22 protein-coding genes are annotated in these 17,852 nt (G+C 72.0%); 7 read left to right on the top strand and 15 right to left on the bottom strand.

Annotation, left to right across the window (positions count from 1 at the left end):
- Positions 1-833 precede the first annotated feature (833 nt).
- Positions 834-1,364, bottom strand: a complete 531-nt coding sequence (locus tag ID574_RS35000) for a DUF4142 domain-containing protein (RefSeq protein ID WP_188193282.1) — start codon at positions 1,362-1,364, stop codon at positions 834-836.
- Between the two features lie 147 nt (positions 1,365-1,511).
- Here ID574_RS35000 and ID574_RS34995 point away from each other — a divergent pair, with 147 nt between their 5' ends.
- Entirely contained in the window at positions 1,512-1,973 is a 462-nt protein-coding gene (locus ID574_RS34995) for a pyridoxamine 5'-phosphate oxidase family protein (RefSeq protein ID WP_188193281.1), read from the top strand.
- On the opposite strand, the gene fxlM is transcribed toward ID574_RS34995, so the two are convergent.
- Positions 1,970-3,124, bottom strand: coding sequence for a methyltransferase, FxLD system (gene fxlM / locus ID574_RS34990; RefSeq protein ID WP_188193280.1), 1,155 nt, complete (start codon positions 3,122-3,124; stop codon positions 1,970-1,972). The two genes, ID574_RS34995 and fxlM, sit on opposite strands and share 4 nt — an antisense overlap.
- Before the next feature lie 149 nt (positions 3,125-3,273).
- Between fxlM and ID574_RS34985 the strand changes: the two genes are divergently transcribed.
- Entirely contained in the window at positions 3,274-3,561 is a 288-nt protein-coding gene (locus ID574_RS34985; RefSeq protein ID WP_188193279.1) for a HesB/IscA family protein, read from the top strand.
- Positions 3,562-3,615: 54 nt separating this feature from the next.
- Here ID574_RS34985 and ID574_RS34980 read toward each other — a convergent pair whose 3' ends face one another.
- Positions 3,616-4,596, bottom strand: coding sequence for an acetylxylan esterase (locus ID574_RS34980; protein ID WP_188193278.1), 981 nt, complete (start codon positions 4,594-4,596; stop codon positions 3,616-3,618).
- Positions 4,597-4,718: 122 nt separating this feature from the next.
- Here ID574_RS34980 and ID574_RS34975 point away from each other — a divergent pair, with 122 nt between their 5' ends.
- Positions 4,719-4,994, top strand: a complete 276-nt coding sequence (locus ID574_RS34975) for a hypothetical protein (RefSeq protein ID WP_188193277.1) — start codon at positions 4,719-4,721, stop codon at positions 4,992-4,994.
- Positions 4,995-5,510: 516 nt separating this feature from the next.
- Here ID574_RS34975 and ID574_RS34970 read toward each other — a convergent pair.
- Positions 5,511-9,539 (bottom strand): hypothetical protein, encoded by a 4,029-nt coding sequence (locus ID574_RS34970; RefSeq protein WP_188193276.1) that lies wholly within the window; start codon positions 9,537-9,539, stop codon positions 5,511-5,513.
- Positions 9,540-9,658: 119 nt separating this feature from the next.
- Positions 9,659-10,165 carry a methyltransferase family protein gene (locus ID574_RS34965; protein WP_188193275.1) on the bottom strand — a complete coding sequence of 169 codons (507 nt, stop codon included), beginning with the start codon at positions 10,163-10,165 and terminating at the stop codon, positions 9,659-9,661.
- A gap of 133 nt (positions 10,166-10,298) precedes the next feature.
- Here ID574_RS34965 and ID574_RS34960 point away from each other — a divergent pair, with 133 nt between their 5' ends.
- Positions 10,299-10,847 carry a type II toxin-antitoxin system Phd/YefM family antitoxin gene (locus ID574_RS34960; protein WP_188193274.1) on the top strand — a complete coding sequence of 183 codons (549 nt, stop codon included), beginning with the start codon at positions 10,299-10,301 and terminating at the stop codon, positions 10,845-10,847.
- On the opposite strand, the gene ID574_RS34955 is transcribed toward ID574_RS34960, so the two are convergent.
- On the bottom strand, positions 10,835-11,032 hold the full coding sequence (locus ID574_RS34955; RefSeq protein ID WP_188193273.1) for a DUF1918 domain-containing protein: 198 nt from the start codon (positions 11,030-11,032) through the stop codon (positions 10,835-10,837). The genes ID574_RS34960 and ID574_RS34955 overlap by 13 nt on opposite strands.
- Positions 11,033-11,276: 244 nt before the next feature.
- Between ID574_RS34955 and ID574_RS34950 the strand changes: the two genes are divergently transcribed.
- Entirely contained in the window at positions 11,277-11,963 is a 687-nt protein-coding gene (locus ID574_RS34950) for a GNAT family N-acetyltransferase (RefSeq protein WP_223167379.1), read from the top strand.
- Between the two features lie 21 nt (positions 11,964-11,984).
- Here ID574_RS34950 and ID574_RS34945 read toward each other — a convergent pair whose 3' ends face one another.
- The gene (locus ID574_RS34945; RefSeq protein WP_188193271.1) at positions 11,985-12,599 is read right to left on the bottom strand and encodes a class I SAM-dependent methyltransferase; all 615 of its coding nucleotides are present in this window, start codon (positions 12,597-12,599) and stop codon (positions 11,985-11,987) included.
- Between the two features lie 83 nt (positions 12,600-12,682).
- On the opposite strand from ID574_RS34945, the gene ID574_RS34940 reads away from it, so the two are divergent.
- Positions 12,683-13,444 (top strand): SDR family NAD(P)-dependent oxidoreductase, encoded by a 762-nt coding sequence (locus ID574_RS34940; RefSeq protein WP_188193270.1) that lies wholly within the window; start codon positions 12,683-12,685, stop codon positions 13,442-13,444.
- Between the two features lie 108 nt (positions 13,445-13,552).
- Positions 13,553-14,074, top strand: a complete 522-nt coding sequence (locus ID574_RS34935) for a DUF4142 domain-containing protein (protein ID WP_188193269.1) — start codon at positions 13,553-13,555, stop codon at positions 14,072-14,074.
- 81 nt (positions 14,075-14,155) lie between these two features.
- Here ID574_RS34935 and ID574_RS60395 read toward each other — a convergent pair whose 3' ends face one another.
- From ID574_RS60395 to gvpJ (ID574_RS34895), 8 genes are read right to left on the bottom strand one after another with little or no spacing between them, the layout of a single operon-like run.
- Positions 14,156-14,656 carry a gas vesicle protein K gene (locus tag ID574_RS60395; RefSeq protein WP_223167378.1) on the bottom strand — a complete coding sequence of 167 codons (501 nt, stop codon included), beginning with the start codon at positions 14,654-14,656 and terminating at the stop codon, positions 14,156-14,158.
- The gene (locus ID574_RS34925) at positions 14,649-14,888 is read right to left on the bottom strand and encodes a gas vesicle protein (protein WP_188193268.1); all 240 of its coding nucleotides are present in this window, start codon (positions 14,886-14,888) and stop codon (positions 14,649-14,651) included. The genes ID574_RS60395 and ID574_RS34925 overlap by 8 nt, the downstream gene beginning before the upstream one ends.
- A complete protein-coding gene (locus ID574_RS34920) occupies positions 14,875-15,666 on the bottom strand; it encodes a GvpL/GvpF family gas vesicle protein (RefSeq protein WP_188193267.1) in 792 nt (263 codons plus the stop codon). Before ID574_RS34920 ends, ID574_RS34925 begins: the two co-directional genes overlap by 14 nt.
- A complete protein-coding gene (gvpJ, locus tag ID574_RS34915; protein ID WP_188193266.1) occupies positions 15,659-16,039 on the bottom strand; it encodes a gas vesicle protein GvpJ in 381 nt (126 codons plus the stop codon). Before gvpJ (ID574_RS34915) ends, ID574_RS34920 begins: the two co-directional genes overlap by 8 nt.
- A 10-nt stretch (positions 16,040-16,049) precedes the next feature.
- The gene (gene gvpO, locus ID574_RS34910) at positions 16,050-16,379 is read right to left on the bottom strand and encodes a gas vesicle protein GvpO (RefSeq protein WP_223167377.1); all 330 of its coding nucleotides are present in this window, start codon (positions 16,377-16,379) and stop codon (positions 16,050-16,052) included.
- Positions 16,380-16,383: 4 nt separating this feature from the next.
- A complete protein-coding gene (locus ID574_RS34905; RefSeq protein WP_223167426.1) occupies positions 16,384-16,638 on the bottom strand; it encodes a gas vesicle protein GvpG in 255 nt (84 codons plus the stop codon).
- A gap of 12 nt (positions 16,639-16,650) precedes the next feature.
- Positions 16,651-17,424, bottom strand: coding sequence for a GvpL/GvpF family gas vesicle protein (locus ID574_RS34900; RefSeq protein ID WP_188193264.1), 774 nt, complete (start codon positions 17,422-17,424; stop codon positions 16,651-16,653).
- A 1-nt stretch (position 17,425) separates the two neighbouring features.
- Positions 17,426-17,830, bottom strand: coding sequence for a gas vesicle protein GvpJ (gene gvpJ / locus ID574_RS34895; RefSeq protein WP_188193263.1), 405 nt, complete (start codon positions 17,828-17,830; stop codon positions 17,426-17,428).
- Between the last annotated feature and the right edge of the window lie 22 nt (positions 17,831-17,852).

The following is a 17,852-nucleotide window of genomic DNA, read 5'->3' as shown; positions in this document are numbered from 1 at the left end:
TTCACACTTAATACTGCCGCTCTGATCGTGGGCAGCGGGCGGTTTTCTGTCAACTGACACTTAACGGATAGGGTATGGATCCCTTGCCGCCCGGGCGGGCGCCGGTGCGAACGGGCGGCTTCCCCCAGGTGAATCCCGGGTTACGCGGCGTCATGATCTGTAGCCGGGCCGATCCGGCGATCGAGAGAGGGAGGCCGCGAAGCGGCCCCTCCCGGCACCCCCGAGCCGTGGTCGGGGCCCTGTCGCCCGCCTTCGGACGGCCGGCACCGCCCGGCGCGACGCAGGCCGGAGGAGGTTACTGAGTGCTACTGGATCACTCCCGCTCGTCCGTGCCTTACCTGATCGATAGTGATTCGTCACTAGACCGGATTCATCGCCATCCGCCGCGCCGGCGCGCGGGAGCAAGGCCTCACGGCGGCGAGTGGCCCGGCGACGGCCGCCCGTCTCCTGCGGGAGCGTCGGAAATATCGGAAATATGCGATACGCGCGCCCTACTCAAGGAGACCGGACCAATTCCCTGATTTCCGGAAATATCGGTGAGCAGGCCTCGAGTCCATCGAAATTCGGCACGACCTTCTGCCGGAAGGTGTCAGCCCATCGCCGGAGGCGTCAATGGCCATGCCCACCGCCCGGCCCGTCGTCGAAGACGCCGCCTGCGACTGCTGCTCAGCGCACCTCCCGGCCCAGGTGGAGCCCCACTCAGCAGCGCGCCGAGGCCTCGCGAAGGGAGCCGTATCCGCCTCCGGAGGATCCGTCCGGAAATCGCGTGGAGCCGTTTCAACCGGCCGGGTGAATTTCCCCTTCTCGGAAAGGTGAAAATTGAAATGCGGACGTCAGCCGCCCTGAGCCTTTCGCAGCGCGGTCAGGTGCTCCTGGAGTTTGGGCGCCGCGGTCTTGGCCAGGGACACGACCGCCGGGGACGATCCCTTGGAGATCTCCGTCTGGGTGGCGGCGATCGCGGCCGTGTGCGCGTTCGTCATGCTGGCGAGGAACTCCTGGTCGAAGGCCTTGCCCGTGGCGTCCCGCAGCCGGAGGTACTCGGCGCGCTGCTCGCCGGAGGTGGAGCCGGGAAGCCGGATGCCGAGTCCTGAGGCCGTCTGGACGACCTGGACGTCCATTCTCGCGTGATCCTGGACGAGCATCCGGCCGATCGCCTTGACCTGCTTCGTCGTGCCCTTGCCCTCCGCCAGACGTCCCGCCTGGACCTCCGCCAGGTTGCCCTGGTGGATGGTCCGCAGCCAGGCTCTGTCCTGCTCGGACGGCTGCGGCTCGGTCGTCGGCGGCACGGCCGCGGTGTTCGTCGAGACATGGGCGCATCCGGCGAGCGCGGCGGCGGCCAGCACGAGGATCGGACGAGTACGCATGGGCATTCCTATGACGTGATGACACGTATCCACTACGCAGAGTAATCGACCTGTCCGACGAGACCCGGCATTCCGCCTGCCCGGGCGCGGCGTCCGAGATAATGACGAACCGCCCGAACCGATGCGACGTCAGGAGACAGCACCCAGATGACCCGGCCCGCCCCTCGCACCCCCGAACAACGCAAGCAGGACACGCTGCACCGGCTCGAGCACGACGTGGACGCCTGGGTGGCCACGGCCGGCGAGGACGGCGGGATGCCCTACCTCGTGCCGCTGTCCTTCCTGTGGGACGGCGCGACCCTGCTGATCGCGACGGCCACCGCCTCCCCGACCGGCCGCAACCTGCTGGCCACCGGCCGGGTCCGCGTCGGCATCGGGCTGGTGCGCGACGTCGTGCTCGTCGAGGGCACGGTGCACGCCACACCCGCCGACGACATCCCCGCCGAGGTCGGCGACGCCTTCGCCGCGAAGGCGGGCTTCGACCCGCGTGAGGAGAGCAACGCGTACCACTATTTCCGGATCACTCCGGAGCGGGTGCAGGCGTGGCGGGAATCCAATGAGCTGAAGGGCCGCGACCTCATGGTCGGCGGTGAGTGGACGGTGCCCTAGCGGCCCCGGCGGAGGCTCACCACCAGGGTGGTGTGGCGCTTGCGGATCACGATCCCCTCGGGCGCTCCGGCGTCCGCCTGTCCCGGGTAGGCGACCACCCGCAGGTCGCCCGCGTGCGGGCGGCCCGCCTCGTCCCACGCCGTGACGTGCCCGGCCAGTTCGGCCGCGAGCCTGGCGCCGCCGGCCCCGTGGCCGCGGGCGACCAGGAAGTCCTCCGCGGCCAGCACGGCGATGCTGTCATCCTCGGCGATGCCCACGGTCATGGTCGGCCCGGTGGGCGTCTGCCCGCTCAGCACGCACCAGCGCGGCTCGTGCAGAGCCAGCCACATTGACATGCCCATGCCGATCACGGGCCCCGGCGCGGGCTCCTCCACCTTGGTGGTGATCTCGGTGGGCACGGCGTCGAGGGCGGCGAGCACGTCGCCGAGCTCGCGCCGCTCGGGCAGCCCCAGCATCAGCTCGGGATCCCGCCGCAGCACGGTGAGCACCTCGGGCCCGGCGTACGGGCCCCGCATCCGCATGAATCCGCACGGCGCCACCGACCGGCTGACCCAGTGGCCGTCCTCGCGCTCCATGGCCACCGACACCTGCACGCCGCGCAGATCGAGCGGCACCACCAGCCGCCCGTCCGGCTTCAGCTGCTCCAGCCAGGCGGGAGCCAGGTCCCACACGCCGACCGTGGCGATCAGCCGGTCGTACGGGGCCAGCCCGGGGTGGCCCCCGGCGCCGTCCGCGCACACCACCTCGACGCCGGACTCCCCCGCGGCCGCCAGATGCTCCCGGGCCTGGGCGGCCAGGTCCTCGTCGATGTCGACGCTCACGACGCGCCCGTCGGGCCCGGCCAGGCGGGCGAGCAGGGCGGCGTTGTAGCCGGTGCCCGCGCCGATCTCCAGCACCCGGTGCCCGGGCTCCACGCCGAGCTGGTCGAGCATGATGGCCATGATCGCGGGCTGCGACGACGAGCTGATCGGCAGGCCGTCGGCGTCGCGCTTGGTCACGATGGGGCCGTCCTGGTAGGCCTCACCGGGGTCGACGCCGGGCACGAAGAGGTGGCGCGGCACCGCCCGCATCGCCTCCGCCACGGGCTCGCTGACGTCCTGACGCTGCCGCAGCAGCGTCACCATGGCTTCCCTCTCCGTCGCGAAGTCCATGAACCCATTGTCCACGCATGCCCACGGGCGCCGCCCGCCGCACCGGGAGCGCGAGAATTCTTGGTAAAGAACGGGCCAAAAAGGGTTGGGAGCAGAATAGGGGGGAAGGGCAGCCAACTCCTGAACGTCGACCGTGAGGAGGAGCCGTAGTGCTCACCCTGACAGCCAACGCAGCCCAGGCGATTCGCGATCTGACCGCGTCCGCGCCCGAGCCGGCCCAGAGCGGGATTCGCATCTCGTCTCAGGGCGAGGGCGCGACATCGCTGACTCTTTCCTTGGCCACCGCACCGGAACCGGCAGACGCGATCGTGGAATCGGAGGGCGCTCGCGTCTACCTCGACCCCGTGGCCGCGACCGTACTGGAGGACAAGTCTCTCGACGCCGGAGCCGATGACCAGGGAAGTGTGTCGTTCCTGGTCACCGACCAGACGGCGTGACGGGCGCCCGCCGCGACCGGGCCGCCGTGGCCCGGTCGCGGCGGGGGCCGTCGCTCAGTTGCCGGCGAGCAGCTTGTGCAGGTAGCGCACCTGCTCCTCGGACTGGTAGCCGCCGCCGCCCTCGTGGCTGTTCCAGGGCCAGACGGTGATCTCCTTGGGGCCCTGCCAGTGGTTGTAGGCGGCGAACACCGTGGACGGCGGGCAGACGTCGTCCATCATCCCGACCGAATAGAGCGCGGGCACCCGGCCACGGGCCGCGAAGTTCACGCCGTCGAAGTACGACAGGGTGCGGAACACCTGGTCGGCGGTGTCTCTCCGGGCTGCCAGGAAGCGGACCAGCTCCTGGTAGGGGTCGCGCCCCGTGATCTCGACGGCCCGCCGGAAGTGGGTCAGGAACGGCACGTCGATGAGCGCCGCCCGGACGCCCGGGTGCAGCGCGGCGGTGGCCTGGGCGATGCCTCCGCCCTGGCTGCCGCCTGAGACGACGATGCGGGTCTCGTCCACGGCGGGGTGCTCCATCGCCGCGTCCACGGCTCTGACGGCGTCGGTGAACACGCGCCGGTAGTAGTAGTCCTCGGGGTCGAGGATGCCGCGGGTCATCATGCCCGGCGCCTGCGGGTTGGCGCTGCCGTGCGGGTCACCGGTGACGCCGGGACTGCCGACGTGGGCGCCGCCGTGGCCGCGCGTCTCCATCACGAACACCGCGTACCCGGCCGCGGGCCACATGAGGTGGTCCTTGGGGAAGCCGCGCCCGCCGCTGTAGCCGATGTAGTGCATCACGCACGGCACCGGGCCCTCCACACCGCGCGGGAGCAGGACCCAGCCGCTGATCCGGTGCCCGCCCCAGCCGGCGAAGGAGACGTCGTACACGTCCACGGTGGCGAAGGGCAGGTCGTACGGGACGAACTCAGCGGCCAGGTCGTGCTGCCTGGCCTCGGACAGGGTGCGGGACCAGAAGTCGTCGAAGTCGGCGGGCTCGTCGCGGTCGGGGAGGTAGCTGCGCAGTTCCTCGAGCGGCAAGTCGAACAGTGGCACGGGCGCTCCAAACCAGTAGAAGGACAGTGATATTTCACCCCATCGACACGGAAAGCGCTATCCCACCCCCTGCCTTCACGCCTGGCCCGCTTAAAGCACCTCGCCTGGGTAGGAGTGATCACGTGAGCGAACACGTCATCGAGGTCCCCTACTCCCACCTCCACCCCGGCCTGATCCTGGACGCGCCCGCGGACACCGACGACTTCCTCGTGCTCTTCGGCGACGATTCGGAGTCGCGGGCCAAGCTGCTGCGCGACGACACGGGGCGGCCGGTGCTCCGGCTGGGCGGCTACATGACGGCCCGGGGAACGGTCATCGACGAGCGTGTGTGGACGGTACGGGAGGCCGCCCGCCACGGCAACCGCGTCCACCTCCGCCTCGGCCACTCCCTGCCCTGACCCTCCCGGCCTATGAGGGCGCCGCCGACCGGGGGTCACGTATCGTCCCGAGAGCCGCACAGGCCGCCTCAGACGCGGCGAAGACCCGCCACCGCGACGCGCACACGCATCCCAGGCGCCGGCACAGGGCCAGGAGTCCTTCCGCCGCCGGAGGATGTGGACGGACCGCGGCAGCCCAGACCGAGAGAGACGAACCGGTGAGCAGCGCCGAAGGGACCAGCCGACTCGGAACGGCCAGCCCGACCGGAACACGCAGCCCGACCGGAACAGGCAGCCGAGCCAGTGATGTGAAAGCAGGTCGGCCGAAGCACGCAGGCAGCGCCCAGGGCGCGCACGCCGCCGTCTCGGACCCGGGGAGGCCTCCGGGACGCCACGTCGCATTCTCGCCGACGAGCCCACCATGCCGACGATGGCGCCCGCCTGGCAAACGGCGTGCGCCGGGCCGCACGGGGTTTGCGGCCCGGCGCACACAGCGCGCGCCGCGCCGCAAGGGGTGTGCGGCGCGGCGCGGGAGGCTCAGGAGTGGGCTCGGGGGTTCGGGGACGGGCGGGTGGTGGTGCAGGAGCCGGCCTCGGCGCCGGCGACCTTCCACTCCGCGCCCGGGAACGGGCTCATGAAGTGGGTCAGCAGGTCCACCGCGTAGTCGGGCGCCTGGCCCCCGGGGTCCAGCAGGGAGACCATCTGCGGCCCGTCCGCGCCGCGCAGCGTGATCGCGTTGGTGCCGTTCCCGGCCGCGAACCCGGGCTTGGCGTCCACGGTCACGCAGGCCAGGCTGATCCCGCCCGCCTCGATCTCCTGCTTGGCCCCGATCCGCCGCATCCGCTGGTCGTAGCGGCGCAGCGCGAGCGAGGTGGTGGGCCCGAGCCGCATGGACTCGTGGAACACGTCGTCGCCGATCTCCCTGCTCAGCCGGACGTCCAGGGCGACGTCGGGCCGCAGGTCCACGCCCTTGGCGGAGATGTCGAGGCGGTCGTAGTGGCCTTCGAAGCCGGGCGCGACGTACCCGAGCGCGGGCGGCGCCTTCAGGCCGAAGGGGATCTTGCCCGGCCGGACGCGCAGCCACGACACGCGCCGCACGGACAGCCCGAGCTCCTTGACGGAGCTGGCCCCGAGCCCGAAGCTCCCGCCGACGTGGTACGTGAGGAACCCCTTGGTGTGCGGCACCTCCTGGCTCACGCCGATGTTCTGCCGGGCGACGGGGTCCAGCTTGAACCCGCCGCGCAGCGCGATCCGCCCCGTGGGGACGGGTTTGGAGACGAGGTCGAGCGTCTGGTCGGGGTTGAGCCTTATCGTGGTGTCGGCGGCCAGGTCCTTGACCGACAACGACACGTTGCCGAGCCGCCCCTGCGGGTCCACGAGGCCGCCCTCCACTCCGAGGTGGCCGTCCAGGGTGCTGACGTCGTTCCCCACCGCCTTGTACGTGACGGCCGGCACGCCGAGCCCGGCGGCCGTGGCGTCGGCGTCCACCCCGAAGACGGCGGGCACGTCGCCGAACCGCAGCTCGCCCGTGCCCTTGCCGGCCAGCGTGACCTTGGCGGTGAGGCGCTTGACGGCGGCGGAGTTGTTCACCCTGATGCGGGTCTGGGCGCCGTACGTGCCCTGGACGGACAGGGCGGCGGGCACCGGGTCGATGGCCACGTGACCGCGCACGTCCCCGGCCTCGGCGCGCACGTCGAGCGAGCCGAGCGTGGCGGCGGGCTCGATGCGGTACGCCGCCTGGACGGTGTTGCCCTGGCCGATGCCGAACGGCCCCACCGACATGCTGGTGATTTTGGAGGGCAGTCCGGTCAGGGTCGCCCGGGCCTTGAGGGACACCGGTGACAGGACGCTGCTGGCGAGGTAGACGCCCAGGCTGCGGCTGCGCGGCCGGAATCCGGAGAACGCGAACGTCTTGCCCGCGAGATCCACCGACACCTGGTCCGGCAGCCCGGTCACGTCGAGATACCCCTGGAGACCGAAGCAGCCGCGGTCGGGCGTGCAGAAGGGCCCCTGGGCGCAGCCGGCGCTGCCGGCGGGGCAGCCGCCGTCCACGAGCGACACGCCGCCCGGCACGGCGGGCGCGGCACGCATCTGCCGCAGCGCCCCGGCCTTGCCCAGCCAGGCGCGGGCGCGCACGTCCAGGCGGGAGCCGGAGTAGGTGAGCTTGCCGTCGGCGGCCGAGACCGCGAGACGGCCCGGCACCGGACCGAGGGTGCCGATCAGGCCGAAGCGCAGGTCGCCCTGGGTGACGTCGGCGTCCACGGCGAGGGTCTGCCGGGCCGAGCGGAAGTCGGCGGTGAACCCCTGCGCGGCCGGGCTGAACTCGACCTGCTTGAGCCCCTTGACCAGAACGCTGGCGTCCAGGTCGCCGGAGGCCTGGTCGTAGTGCGCCGACAGGTGCGGTCCCGTGGGCGACTTGGCGTCGTCGTGGTTGGTGAAGGCCACCTCGGCCGACCCGACGGGCCCGGACAGGCCGCGGAAGCGGTAGGAGGCGGCGTTCCAGGAGGCGTCGAAGCGGGCCGGCACGCCGGTCACCTCGGCCGCGGCCCGGGCGTAGCGGTCCCCGATCCTGGCTCGGGCCAGCGCCGTGACCTTGGCGACGGGCGCGTCCGCTGTCCAGGTGAGGGTCTGGGCCTTGGCGTCGGCGACCAGCTCGGCGTGCTTGCGCACGCCTTCGACGGTGGCGTGCAGGTCGTCGCCGGTGCCGCTGTCGGGGCGCTGCGTCACGTGCGCTTTATTGGCATAAATCTGGATTTGCTCAATCTTGCTGGACGTGTCGACCTTGACGGTCGTGCGCTCCCCCAGCTCCCACGAGGCCTTGACGTCGTCGTGCACGCCGCGGAGGGTGCCGTCGAGCGTGGGGCCCGACTTGAGGTTCGCGTACGCGGCCCGCAGCTTCTCGATTACGCCGCTGGCCTGGTAGGCGGCCTTCCTGGCGGCGGGGTCGAGGGTGACGTCCACGGTGGAGGGCGTGTTCGAGATCTCCAGCCGGGCCACGTGGGTGCCGTCGATGCTGGCCGCGCCCACGAAGGACCGCCCGCTGGAGTCCGTCTCCAGGTGGGCGTGCGGCGCGGCCCCGTACGTGACGTCGAACCCGGACAACCCGGTCAGCAGCCCCGAGACCCCGACCGCGGCGCCGTCCTTGATCATGGTGACGTGGCCGCCGCGCGGGCTGGAGATCGCACCCTCGTTGCGCTGCAGCACGACCGCGAACCTGCCGATGGGCGAGCTGGTCTTGTGCGTGACGCGGTGCTCGGTCAGGTCGTTGACCAGGCGAACCTTCGCCGGCACGTCGCTGAGCTCGGCGCGCAGCACGGTCTTGTCGGCGTTCCTGTCGAAGAAGAGCAGGTCGGCGGCGCCGGCGCCGGGCCGTCCCGAGTCCACGGCCAGGGTCTGCCTGCCGTTCTCGGAGCCGTACCTGGCGGACAGGGTCCGCGGCACCTTCTGCAGCCGGGCGCTCAGCACCCGGGCCAGCCGGCCGTCGCTGTAGGTGTAGTGGTCGAGCCGGGCGCGGGCGATCGGGGCCGGGCCGGAGAAGCGGATCTCGCCGTTCGACAGCCGCACGTCGGCGCGGGTGGGCATCCGATCGAGCACGGCCTGGGTGAACTGGCGTCCGGTCACTGCCAGCGCCTCCAGCTTGGCCGGCGCGGAGGCGGCGACGTCGAGCGACAGCGGCGCGAGCGCCGCGTTGACCGTCAGCTTGCCGGTGGCCGGCGACTGGCGCAGGCTCACGGCGCTGCGCCCGATCAGCCCCGCGACCACGGCCGCGGTCTCGCCCGGATCTGTGCGCTCCAGCTCCGCCTTGACCCGCTTGCCGGCCATGTCCACGGTGAAGGTGCCCTTGTCGTAGCCCGACAGCGACGAGCCGCGCCGCAGCCCGTCGAACCCGACCGACACCTTGTCGTCGTACTCGGCCCAGACGTGCGCCTTGAGGTCCTCCTTGCCCAGCCGCTTGACCGCGAAGCCGAGCCCGACCGCGCCCTCGCCGGGCCTGGCGGCGGGGACCAGGTTCGCGGCCAGGTCGGCGCTGCCGTCGCCGGTGACGTCGGCGGCCACGGGCACGGCGACGGGCTGGCGGATCGAGCAGGACACCGGCACCTCGGCGCTCTCGACGCAGAGCCGGTACGTCAGCCCGGGCAGGGCCTTGCCGAGGTCGTCGAGCACCTTGGTGACCGCGGCCAGGGGCTTCATGAGCGTCAGCGATCGGGCCTGGGTCGTGTCCGGCAGGACCTCGCCCGCGTCGGGCGCCCGCCGGCCCAGGCCCTGCTCCTCCTGGACGGCGGCGGCGTCGGCGGTGACCTGGTCGATGAGGCCGGGACCGGCGGGCGTGGTCACCTCGGGCTTGTCCGGTCCCACCGGCTCGTTCGCGGCCGGCCGCATGGCGAGGGAGGGCCGCGTGGGGACGGTGACGGCTGCGGCGGGCGGCTCTTCGACGGCGGGCACGGGCCGGGCCTGGACGGCCGCCGCGGGGACTGGCCGGGCCGCCTGGGCGGCGGGCGGCACGGCGACCAGGACGGTGCTTGCTATGGATGTCGAAGCGAGCACGCGCAGGAGGGTGCGCGGCATGAACTGTTCTCCCCCGGGCCGGTCTGATTCATACCTTCAGAAACATTGGTCACGAGACGACCACATTTCCTCACTGATAGTCAAACTGTCCCGGACGTGGGACTCCAACCTCCGGGCCCTCAGTGGTGATACGGGCGCAGTCGCGGCCACCAGCCGGGCACGTGCGAGCGGTAGTCGTCGTAGTCGGCGCCGAACCTCGCGCGCAGGTGCGGCTCCTCGTACCAGCGGACGAACGAGTAGACCGGGATCGCCAGGACGGCGGCGTAGACCAGCAGCCACGCCTCCCCGAAGATCATGGCCTGGCCGATGACGGCGGCGAAGATCGCCACGTACATCGGGTTGCGGACGTGACGGTAGAGGCCGCCGACGACCAGCCGGTCCGGCGGCGCGACCGGGATGGGCGTCCCGAACCCCTCCACCACGAACCTGACGAACGCGTTGACGATCACGGCCACCCCGGCGACCACCAGGATCGCGCCCAGCGCCCTCAGCGGGATCATGACCGGGCCGGGGAAGGGGTCGAGCATCCGCCAGCCGGTGATCCAGTACGGGACGAGGACGGCGACGGTGCCCGGCGCGACGGCGAAGAAGACGGTGCTGACGACGGCTGCGGGAGTCCTGCGCATGGGATCACTCCTCACCATGTAATTCACTACATGATGAGTTTAAGAAGCGATACCGAAGGCGTCAATGGCCCCATATCTGCGCATTTCGTAAGGCGGCTTGCGAAATTTCTGTAAGGCGCCTTACGATCCCTGGATGATCAACCCTGAACGGCCGTCGTACGACGAACTCGTGACGCTGCTCGGCGTCCCTTTGTCCGTCGAGGACGCCCGCGGCCGCTGGGGCGCGCTCGTGGAGGAGGCCAGGAACGGCGGCACCGTCGTCATCACCCGCGAGGGCTGGGAGTGGGCCGCGCTGGTGCCGCTGTCGAAGGTGGGCGGGGTGTGGAGCGGCCTGCCGCTCGTGCCGCTGTCGGAGGCGCGGTCCAAGCTGGGCGAGCTCGTCCGCCAAGTCGCCGACCCGTACGGGGAGCCCGTGCTGCTGGGCCGCCACCGCACCCCGGTCGCCGGCCTCGTCTCGGCCCGTGTCCTGCTGGACGGGGCGGCCGCCTCAGCTCATCCGGACGCCGACGCGCTGCTGGTCGGCGGCCACACCATCACGCTGTCCCGCGACCCCGTGGAAGGGCTCGTCGCGGCCGTCGCCCGCGATCACGACGGCGCCGAGGTCTCTGCCGGCGCGGGGCGCAACGCCTTCGAGGCGCTGCGCTCCCTCGCCAAGCCGCCCCCGTGGCGTCAGCCGGACTGACCGGCGGCCGGCATGACCACCGCGTCCGGGCCGGGGTAGACGAGCGACTCGTGCCCGTCGTCGAAGCGGACGATGAAGGGCGGCGAGCCGTCCGGGCCCCGGACCTCCACGATCACGGCCTTCCTGTCGCCGTGGCCGACGTTGTGACCGTGCACGAGCAAGGTGTCACCCACGTTCGCCTGCATGTTTCTGTTCCTCTCAGCTGGACTCGGACAACTTTGAGGTTCCTCCCCACATTGCCTCACCGTTCCCCTCCAGGGAAGCCGCCTGCGGGTCGCCGGACCCGAAGTCGGACCTGGAGGTGAGGGTCACGTCCGCGAGGTTCCCGCGGACGCCGCCGGGCGGGGCGTCCAGGGCGGGCGCCCCCGCTCCGGGGCTCGGGAGAAATGCGCATGACCGGCACGTGGTCCGGGCGCGAGAATGCGTCACATGCCTCAGGAGATGCTGCGAACCGACCGCATCGAGCTTGTGCCGTTGTCCGACGAGCACCTCGAGCACGAGATCGAACTCGACGCCGACCCCGAGGTCATGCGTCACCTCGGGAACGGCCGCGCCCGTACTCGTGAGGAGGTCGAGGCCCAGCATCGCCTGCGGCTCGCGGTCGCGAGCCGCGTGGCGGGGCTCGGCTTCTGGGCCGGATTCGTCGACGGGGAGTTCGTCGGCTGGTGGATTCTCGAGCCGCCGGAGCGCGCCGACCAAGGCCCGGTCGAAGGGCAGGCCGAACTCGGCTACCGGCTGCTGCGGCGCCACTGGCGCCAGGGGCTGGCCAGTGAGGGAGCCCGCGAGCTCATCCGGCACGGATTCGAAGATCTTGGCCTGACCCGCATCTTCGCCGAGACCATGGCGGTCAACACCGCCTCCCGCGCGACGATGGCCGCGGTCGGCATGCAGCACATCCGCACGTTCCACATGGACTGGGAAGACCCGCTCCCCGGCAGCGAGCTCGGTGAGGTCGAGTACGCGATCACCCGGGAGCAATGGCTCGCGACGGCGAGCCCGTCGACCCCGTCCAGCCCGTCGACCCCGTCCAGCCCGTCGACCCCGTCCAGCCCGTCGACCCCGTCCAGCCCGTCGACCCCGTCCAGCCCGTCGACCCCGTCCAGCTCCGGGAGGTGACCCGGCCCGTCCCGGACGCCGTCAGGTGCGTGCCAGCACCGCGTAACGTTCGTCGTCGATCTCCTTGCCCCACAGCACCGGATCGGTGAGGTGATCGACGCGCAGGTCCGCGACGATCGGCCGCAGCGCCTCCACCAGGTCGGCCGCGCGCACTCCTCCTGCCCACGGCAGATTGCCGTCGCCGCCCTCCCCGGCACCCCAGCGTCCCTCCACGAGGAGGAGCCGCCCGCCGGGCCGCACGAGCGCGGCCCAGCGGGCCAGCGCGGCCTGCGGCTCCGGCATGGCCCAGACCACGTGCCGGGCCAGCACCACGTCGAAACGCCGCTCCCCCACCGGCGGGCGGGCGGCATCCCCGATCAACACCACCGCATCCGTGCCCGCCAGCTTCGCGCGTGCCCGCGCCACCATCCGGGGCGCCAGGTCCACGCCCACGACGCGATGGCCGCGCTCGGCCAGCAGCAGCGACAGCGACCCCGTGCCGCATCCGAGGTCGAGCACGTCGAGCGGCCCTTCCGGCAGCCACGCGGCCAGCCGGCCGGCCCAGGCGGCCCGGACCCGCGGGTCGCGCAGCCCGTGGTCGGCCTCCTCGTCGAAGGTGTCGGCGGCGGCATCCCAGAACGCGGCGGTGTTCGTCATGGCCACATCCTGCCGACGGCCGCCGACAATTCTGCGGCAGGCCTGCCTGGTGCACTGGTCAGACCAGTCGCTAGGGTGCCTCCATGGGATATGACGCACTGTTCCGCCTGGACGGGCGGCGGGCCGTGGTGATCGGGGCCGGGAGCGGGATCGGCAGGGAGGCGGCGGTGGCGCTGGCCGCGCACGGGGCGTCCGTGGTGTGCGCCGACCGCGACCTGCCCGCGGCGGAGCAGACGGCCGCGGCGTGCGGGGGGACGGCGCGGCTGCTGGACGTGCTCGACCCCGCGGCCGTGCGCGACGCCGCCGCGGCGGAGCCCGCCGACGTGCTGGTGTTCACCGCCGCCACGAACGTGCGCAAGCGGCTGCTCGACTACTCCGGCGAGGAGTTCGACCGGGTCGTGGGGCTGAACCTGCGGGCCTCGTTCGACGTGGTGCGGGCGTTCGGGGCGGGCATGGTGGAGCGCGGGCGCGGGTCGATCATCGGGTTCGCGTCGATCCGGGCGTCCGTCACCGAGCCGGGGCAGAGCGTCTACTCGGCCACGAAGGCGGGCCTCGTGCAGTTGCTGCGGACGGCCGCCGCCGAGTTCGGCCCGTACGGGGTGCGCGTGAACGCCATCGCGCCCGGCGTCGTGGAGACCCCGCTGACCCGGCAGATCAAAGATCATCCCGACTGGTACGCCGCGTACGCCGCCAAGAGCGCGCTCGGCCGGTGGGCGTCCGCCGAGGAGATGGCCGGGGCCGTGGTCTACCTGGCCGGAGACGCGGCGAGCTTCGTGACCGGGTCGGTGTTGTACGTGGACGGCGGCTGGACCGCCGTGGACGGCCGTTTCGACCCACCCAATTAAGTCGAATATCCCCGCCCAAACGGGGCAGCGGGCACGGGTCCATCCAAGGAAGGAGGGACCTGACATATGAGTACAGCACGGAAGTTAACGCCCGCGAGCCTCGCGGCCGTGCTGGCATTGACCATCGCCCCGGCGGCGCAGGCCCAGTCCCAGACGGCCCCCGCCCCCGTGACCGCCTCCGTCGCGGAGTCCGGCACGGTGGCGCCCGTCTCCAGGCAGGACAGGGCGTACCTGCGGCAGGCGCACCGCGGACACCTCGCCGAGATAGCGGCGGGCAAGGCCGCACTGCGTGAGTCCCGCGACCGCGGCGTGCGCGAGATCGCCTGGCGGCTGATCCGCGATCACCGCAGGCTGGACGCGCGGCTGCGCCATGTCGCGGACCGGCTGGACGTCTGGCTGCCGGACGCGCCGAGCGCCGAGCAGCGGGCCGCCCTGCGCGCCGTGACCGACAGGGAGGGGCGCCGCTTCGACCGCGCGTGGCTGCGGCTGCAGGCCGACGCCCACTACCGGTCGCTCCGGCTGGGCCAGGCGGAGCTGCGCCTGGGCCGTTCGGAGTGGGTGAAGGACCTGGCGCGCGACAGCGCACCGGTGATCCGGCACCACCTTCGCATGATCCGCGACGAGCAGTAACGTCGCGCCCCCGGCGGCCGCGGCCCGGCACGGGTCGCGGCCGCCGGCCGGGGAGGGCGGTCACGAGCGGGGGACGGGCGGTCACTCCCGGGGAAGCAGCGGGCCGAGCGGCCCCAGATCGATGTTGAGATCTGACGGAGACAGGTCGAACCGCTCGCACAGCTCGGTCATGGCCTCCTCCAGGCGCATCAGGGTCAGGCCCAGCACCTCCACCTGCTCGTCCGACAGGTCCCCCTGCTCCATCCGGCGGATGCACTGGCGCTCCACGAGCTGGCGGATGAGCTCCACGAGCGTGAGGACGAGGCGGGACAGGTCACGCTCCACGGCCTCGCGGTCCGCCTCGATCCGAAGCCGCCTCGACGGCCGGCCTCCCTCGTCGCGGACGCCGCCCCGTCCCACGGCACGGACGTCTTCCCGCCCCACGGCACGGACGTCTTCCCCTCCCACGACGTGGACGTTCTCACGTCCCACGACATGGACCTTGTCGCTTCCCACGACGCGGGCGTCGTCGCTCGATGCGGCACGGTCGCTGTCGCTTGCCGCGGCACGGGCGCTCTCCGCGCCGCCGTGGAGGCTATCCATCGGGTCCATGACGTTGCGTCCCCACGATCGTGTCGGACTCCCGCACGGACATGATCAACGCGCGCAGGGAGATGCGGACGAGATCGATGTCCGCGATCGAGAGCACGAGGTCCCCGCTGACGACGACCCCGCCCGCCAGCAGGCGGTCGAGGAGGTCCACGAGCGCCACCCGCTCGGCCGGCAGGCGGCCCTCGCGCGCCAGCACGGCGCCGCGCGTGTCAGGATCGGGCATCTCGGTCCTCGCTCTCCTTCGTATCGACGGGCGTCGTGAACGAATAGGGCGCCCACGGGCCGGTCAGCTCCACGTCGATCCCCTCGCCGCGCAGCCCCTCGACCACCCGCCCGAACTCCTCGGCGCGGCCCTCGTCGACCAGGTAGGCGCCGTTGAGCACCATCCACTCCTCCCGGCCCGACAGCTGCGGGTCCTGGGGGCGGTGGCGGTGGCCGGCCACGGCGACGGAGCTCAGCACGTCGTGGATCCGCTCGGCCCGTTCGACCCCCTGCCGCCACGCCTCCTCGCGCGTGTGGAGGCTGGCCTGGCGCTTCTTGAGGTACGCCGTTCCCGGGCTGCTGTGAGCGGCCGGTTCTGCCGCCGCCGGAGGCGGCGCGGACGGGGCGACGTACACCTTCACACCCCATTCCCGGCGGCCTGCGACGCGGGACAGCAGCCGCACGAAATCGTCACGCCGCCGCTCCAGCAGGGCGCGGATCTGCGCTTCGTCGTTGTAGACCGTGACCAGCCGCACCGGAGCGGTGGGCGCCTTGGCCGCCACCGCCTCCACCACCCGGTGATGGGCGCGGGCGGTCTCGCCGAGCCAATCCATGTCCTCCAGCGACTGGCGCAGCGGCTCCTCGCCGAACTCCGACAGCGGGACGGCGCTCACATACGCCACGAGTCCCGCATGCGCTATCGCCCGCACCGGCTCGCCGGCGACCCCCGTCAGTCCCTCGGCCGGCGCGGCGTCCTCGTCCAGCGCGACCGCGTAGAGGTAGGTCCCCACGTCACTCATCCGGCTCCTCCGCTTCCCGCGCCCGCCTGCGGGGCGGGTCCGCCTCTGCCTCCAGCGCCTGGCGCGGCGCGAGGGATTCCTCCACGACGGCGAGCCGGTCGCGCAGCCTGCGGTTCTCCTCCAGCAGGTCCTGGTTCTTGCCGGTGAGCCACGGGTCGTGCTCCCACCAGTCGATGCCGAGCTCCCTCGCCGTGTCGACGGAGGCGATGATCAGGCGCAGTTTGATGGTCAGCAACTCGATGTCCAGGAGGTTCACCCGGATGTCCCCCGCGATGATGATCCCCCGGTCGAGGACCCGCTCCAGGATGTCGGCGAGATTGGCCGGCTCCCTCCCCGCCGGGGAGTAGGGCTGGCGCACCATGGGGTCGGTCATGTCACCGTGCCTAACCGTTGTCGCTGCTACCGCGCCTGTAGCGCCGCTTCCTCCGGTAAGAGATCAGGTTTCCCTCCGCGTCCAGCTCGGCCTCGTAGAGCGCCAGCATGTCGCCGGATGAGGGGATGCGGCGGTCCTCGACCACCTCCACGTCCACCACCCAGCCGTCTTCGACGGGCTGCACCCGCGTGGCGCCCGCCACCTCCGCGGTGGTCAGGTCGGCGATGTGCTCGATGGCGCTGTCACCGGCGCTCATCGCCGACAGGGCGCGCGATCGGCGCTTCCTGGGCTCGACGTCGACAGGTTCGTCGTCGCCCTGGACACCGCGCCTGACAGGCACGAGATCATCCCCTCTCCCGGCCGCCGCCCGGCGCGCCGGCGCCGGAGCGGCCGGTCATCCGCTGGAAGACCAGCTCCACCTCGCGGGCGGCCTCATCCTCCGAGATCGCTCCGGCGGCCTTGAGCCGCTCGATCTCCTCCAGCCGGCGCCGGATCCTGGCGGGGTCGCGCATCTCCCGCTCGACCTGTTCCTGGATCAGCTCTCCCAGCCGGATCACGCCCTTGACGGGCGCGAGCGGCCAGCCGAAGAGCAGGCCCATCAGACCCACGCGTCACTCACCACCCGGCGTGGAGGACATGACGAAGTCGTACGCCGCCATCGGGCCCAGCAGACGGAACTCCACCCGTCCCGCCCACCGCTCGGCGAAGTCCCCCACGACCTCCTCGAGCTTGGCCTGCCGCTCCTTCTCCACGAGGAGCGCCAGGTGAACGGCGTCCAGTTCATGGGTCGGCTCCCGCACGGCGGACAGCGCGCTCACGGGGGTCAGGGCCTCGAGCAGCATCTGGGTGTCGGTCTGGCGCTTGGCCGTGATCGCGCGCTCGACCAGCTCCCCGAGCGCGATCCGCGCGTCACGGGCCGCGTCCTCGCCCATGTCCCGGATCTGGTCACGCAGCCGCGCGGCCTGCGGGTTCTCCTCCAGCACCTCGCGGAGCACGGTCTGCTCGACGTAGCGGCCCTTGACGACGTACTGGGCCCGTCCCTCCATCTCCTTCAGCGCGGCCGCGAACTCGTCGTGATGAGGGGCCAGCAGCTCGTCGACGACCGCTTCGCGGCTCGCCAGGACCCCGCCGAAGCGGAGCGGCAGCACGGGAACCTCTGCCGCCGTGGCGTCCAGCAGCCCTTCGTGCCGGAGGAGGTCGTCGGGCGTGCCCAGCGGGCGGTCGAGGGAGACCTCGCTCACCAGCGCGGCGACCTTGCCGTGCCGGATGACCTCGAGCTCCTTCGGCTCGTCGCCGACGCCGAGAGCGTCGTCCGATACCTCGACGTCCTCGGGGACCAGGCCGTAGACGTACACGCCGACGCCCTGTTCGGTGCCGACACCCATGTCAGCGCTCCTCTCTCCGTCGCCGCCTCGTCTCCTCGCGCTCCTCCGCACGCTCGCCGACGTAGTCGCGCAGTTTCTCGCCGGCCGCTTCGAGCACGCCTTGCGCGATCTCCTTGCTCTTGTCGCCGATCGCTCCCTGCTTCACGCCCTGCACGACCTCGGGCAGTCCCGGCGGTCCCGCCGCGGCGAGGTCCAGCCGGTTCACGGCGTCGGCGAAGCGCAGGTAGGTGTCCACGCTGGCGACGACGACGCGCGCATCGACGGTCAGGATCTCGATGCCGATGAGCGAGACCCTGACGTACGCGTCGATGACGAGCCCTCTGTCGAGGATCGTGTCGATGACGTCCGCCAGACCTGACGGAGATGGACCTCGGCCTATCCCTCCGGTCGCGGGTTGGACAGTCATGCCGTTTCCTCCGATCTCGCCC

This window comes from Nonomuraea sp. SYSU D8015, from assembly GCF_008065375.1.
GTDB lineage: Bacteria > Actinomycetota > Actinomycetes > Streptosporangiales > Streptosporangiaceae > Nonomuraea.
The sequence above is the reverse complement of the archived record's forward strand: the minus strand, read 5'-3'. Positions and strand labels throughout refer to the sequence as shown.

Bases quoted from the DNA above. Each gene is read 5' to 3' on its own strand.
- ID574_RS34995 (WP_188193281.1), top strand. From the start codon at position 1,512: ATGACCCGGCCCGCCCCTCGCACCCCCGAACAACGCAAGCAGGACACG.
- ID574_RS35000 (WP_188193282.1), bottom strand. From the start codon at position 1,364: ATGCGTACTCGTCCGATCCTCGTGCTGGCCGCCGCCGCGCTCGCCGGA.
- ID574_RS34925 (WP_188193268.1), bottom strand. From the start codon at position 14,888: ATGCCCGATCCTGACACGCGCGGCGCCGTGCTGGCGCGCGAGGGCCGC.
- ID574_RS34955 (WP_188193273.1), bottom strand. From the start codon at position 11,032: ATGCAGGCGAACGTGGGTGACACCTTGCTCGTGCACGGTCACAACGTC.
- ID574_RS34960 (WP_188193274.1), top strand. From the start codon at position 10,299: ATGATCAACCCTGAACGGCCGTCGTACGACGAACTCGTGACGCTGCTC.
- ID574_RS34965 (WP_188193275.1), bottom strand. From the start codon at position 10,165: ATGCGCAGGACTCCCGCAGCCGTCGTCAGCACCGTCTTCTTCGCCGTC.
- ID574_RS34950 (WP_223167379.1), top strand. From the start codon at position 11,277: ATGCCTCAGGAGATGCTGCGAACCGACCGCATCGAGCTTGTGCCGTTG.
- ID574_RS34920 (WP_188193267.1), bottom strand. From the start codon at position 15,666: ATGAGTGACGTGGGGACCTACCTCTACGCGGTCGCGCTGGACGAGGAC.
- ID574_RS34905 (WP_223167426.1), bottom strand. From the start codon at position 16,638: ATGGGCCTGCTCTTCGGCTGGCCGCTCGCGCCCGTCAAGGGCGTGATC.
- ID574_RS60395 (WP_223167378.1), bottom strand. From the start codon at position 14,656: ATGGATAGCCTCCACGGCGGCGCGGAGAGCGCCCGTGCCGCGGCAAGC.
- gvpJ (WP_188193266.1), bottom strand. From the start codon at position 16,039: ATGACCGACCCCATGGTGCGCCAGCCCTACTCCCCGGCGGGGAGGGAG.
- fxlM (WP_188193280.1), bottom strand. From the start codon at position 3,124: ATGGACTTCGCGACGGAGAGGGAAGCCATGGTGACGCTGCTGCGGCAG.
- gvpJ (WP_188193263.1), bottom strand. From the start codon at position 17,830: ATGACTGTCCAACCCGCGACCGGAGGGATAGGCCGAGGTCCATCTCCG.
- ID574_RS34945 (WP_188193271.1), bottom strand. From the start codon at position 12,599: ATGACGAACACCGCCGCGTTCTGGGATGCCGCCGCCGACACCTTCGAC.
- ID574_RS34900 (WP_188193264.1), bottom strand. From the start codon at position 17,424: ATGGGTGTCGGCACCGAACAGGGCGTCGGCGTGTACGTCTACGGCCTG.
- ID574_RS34970 (WP_188193276.1), bottom strand. From the start codon at position 9,539: ATGCCGCGCACCCTCCTGCGCGTGCTCGCTTCGACATCCATAGCAAGC.
- ID574_RS34940 (WP_188193270.1), top strand. From the start codon at position 12,683: ATGGGATATGACGCACTGTTCCGCCTGGACGGGCGGCGGGCCGTGGTG.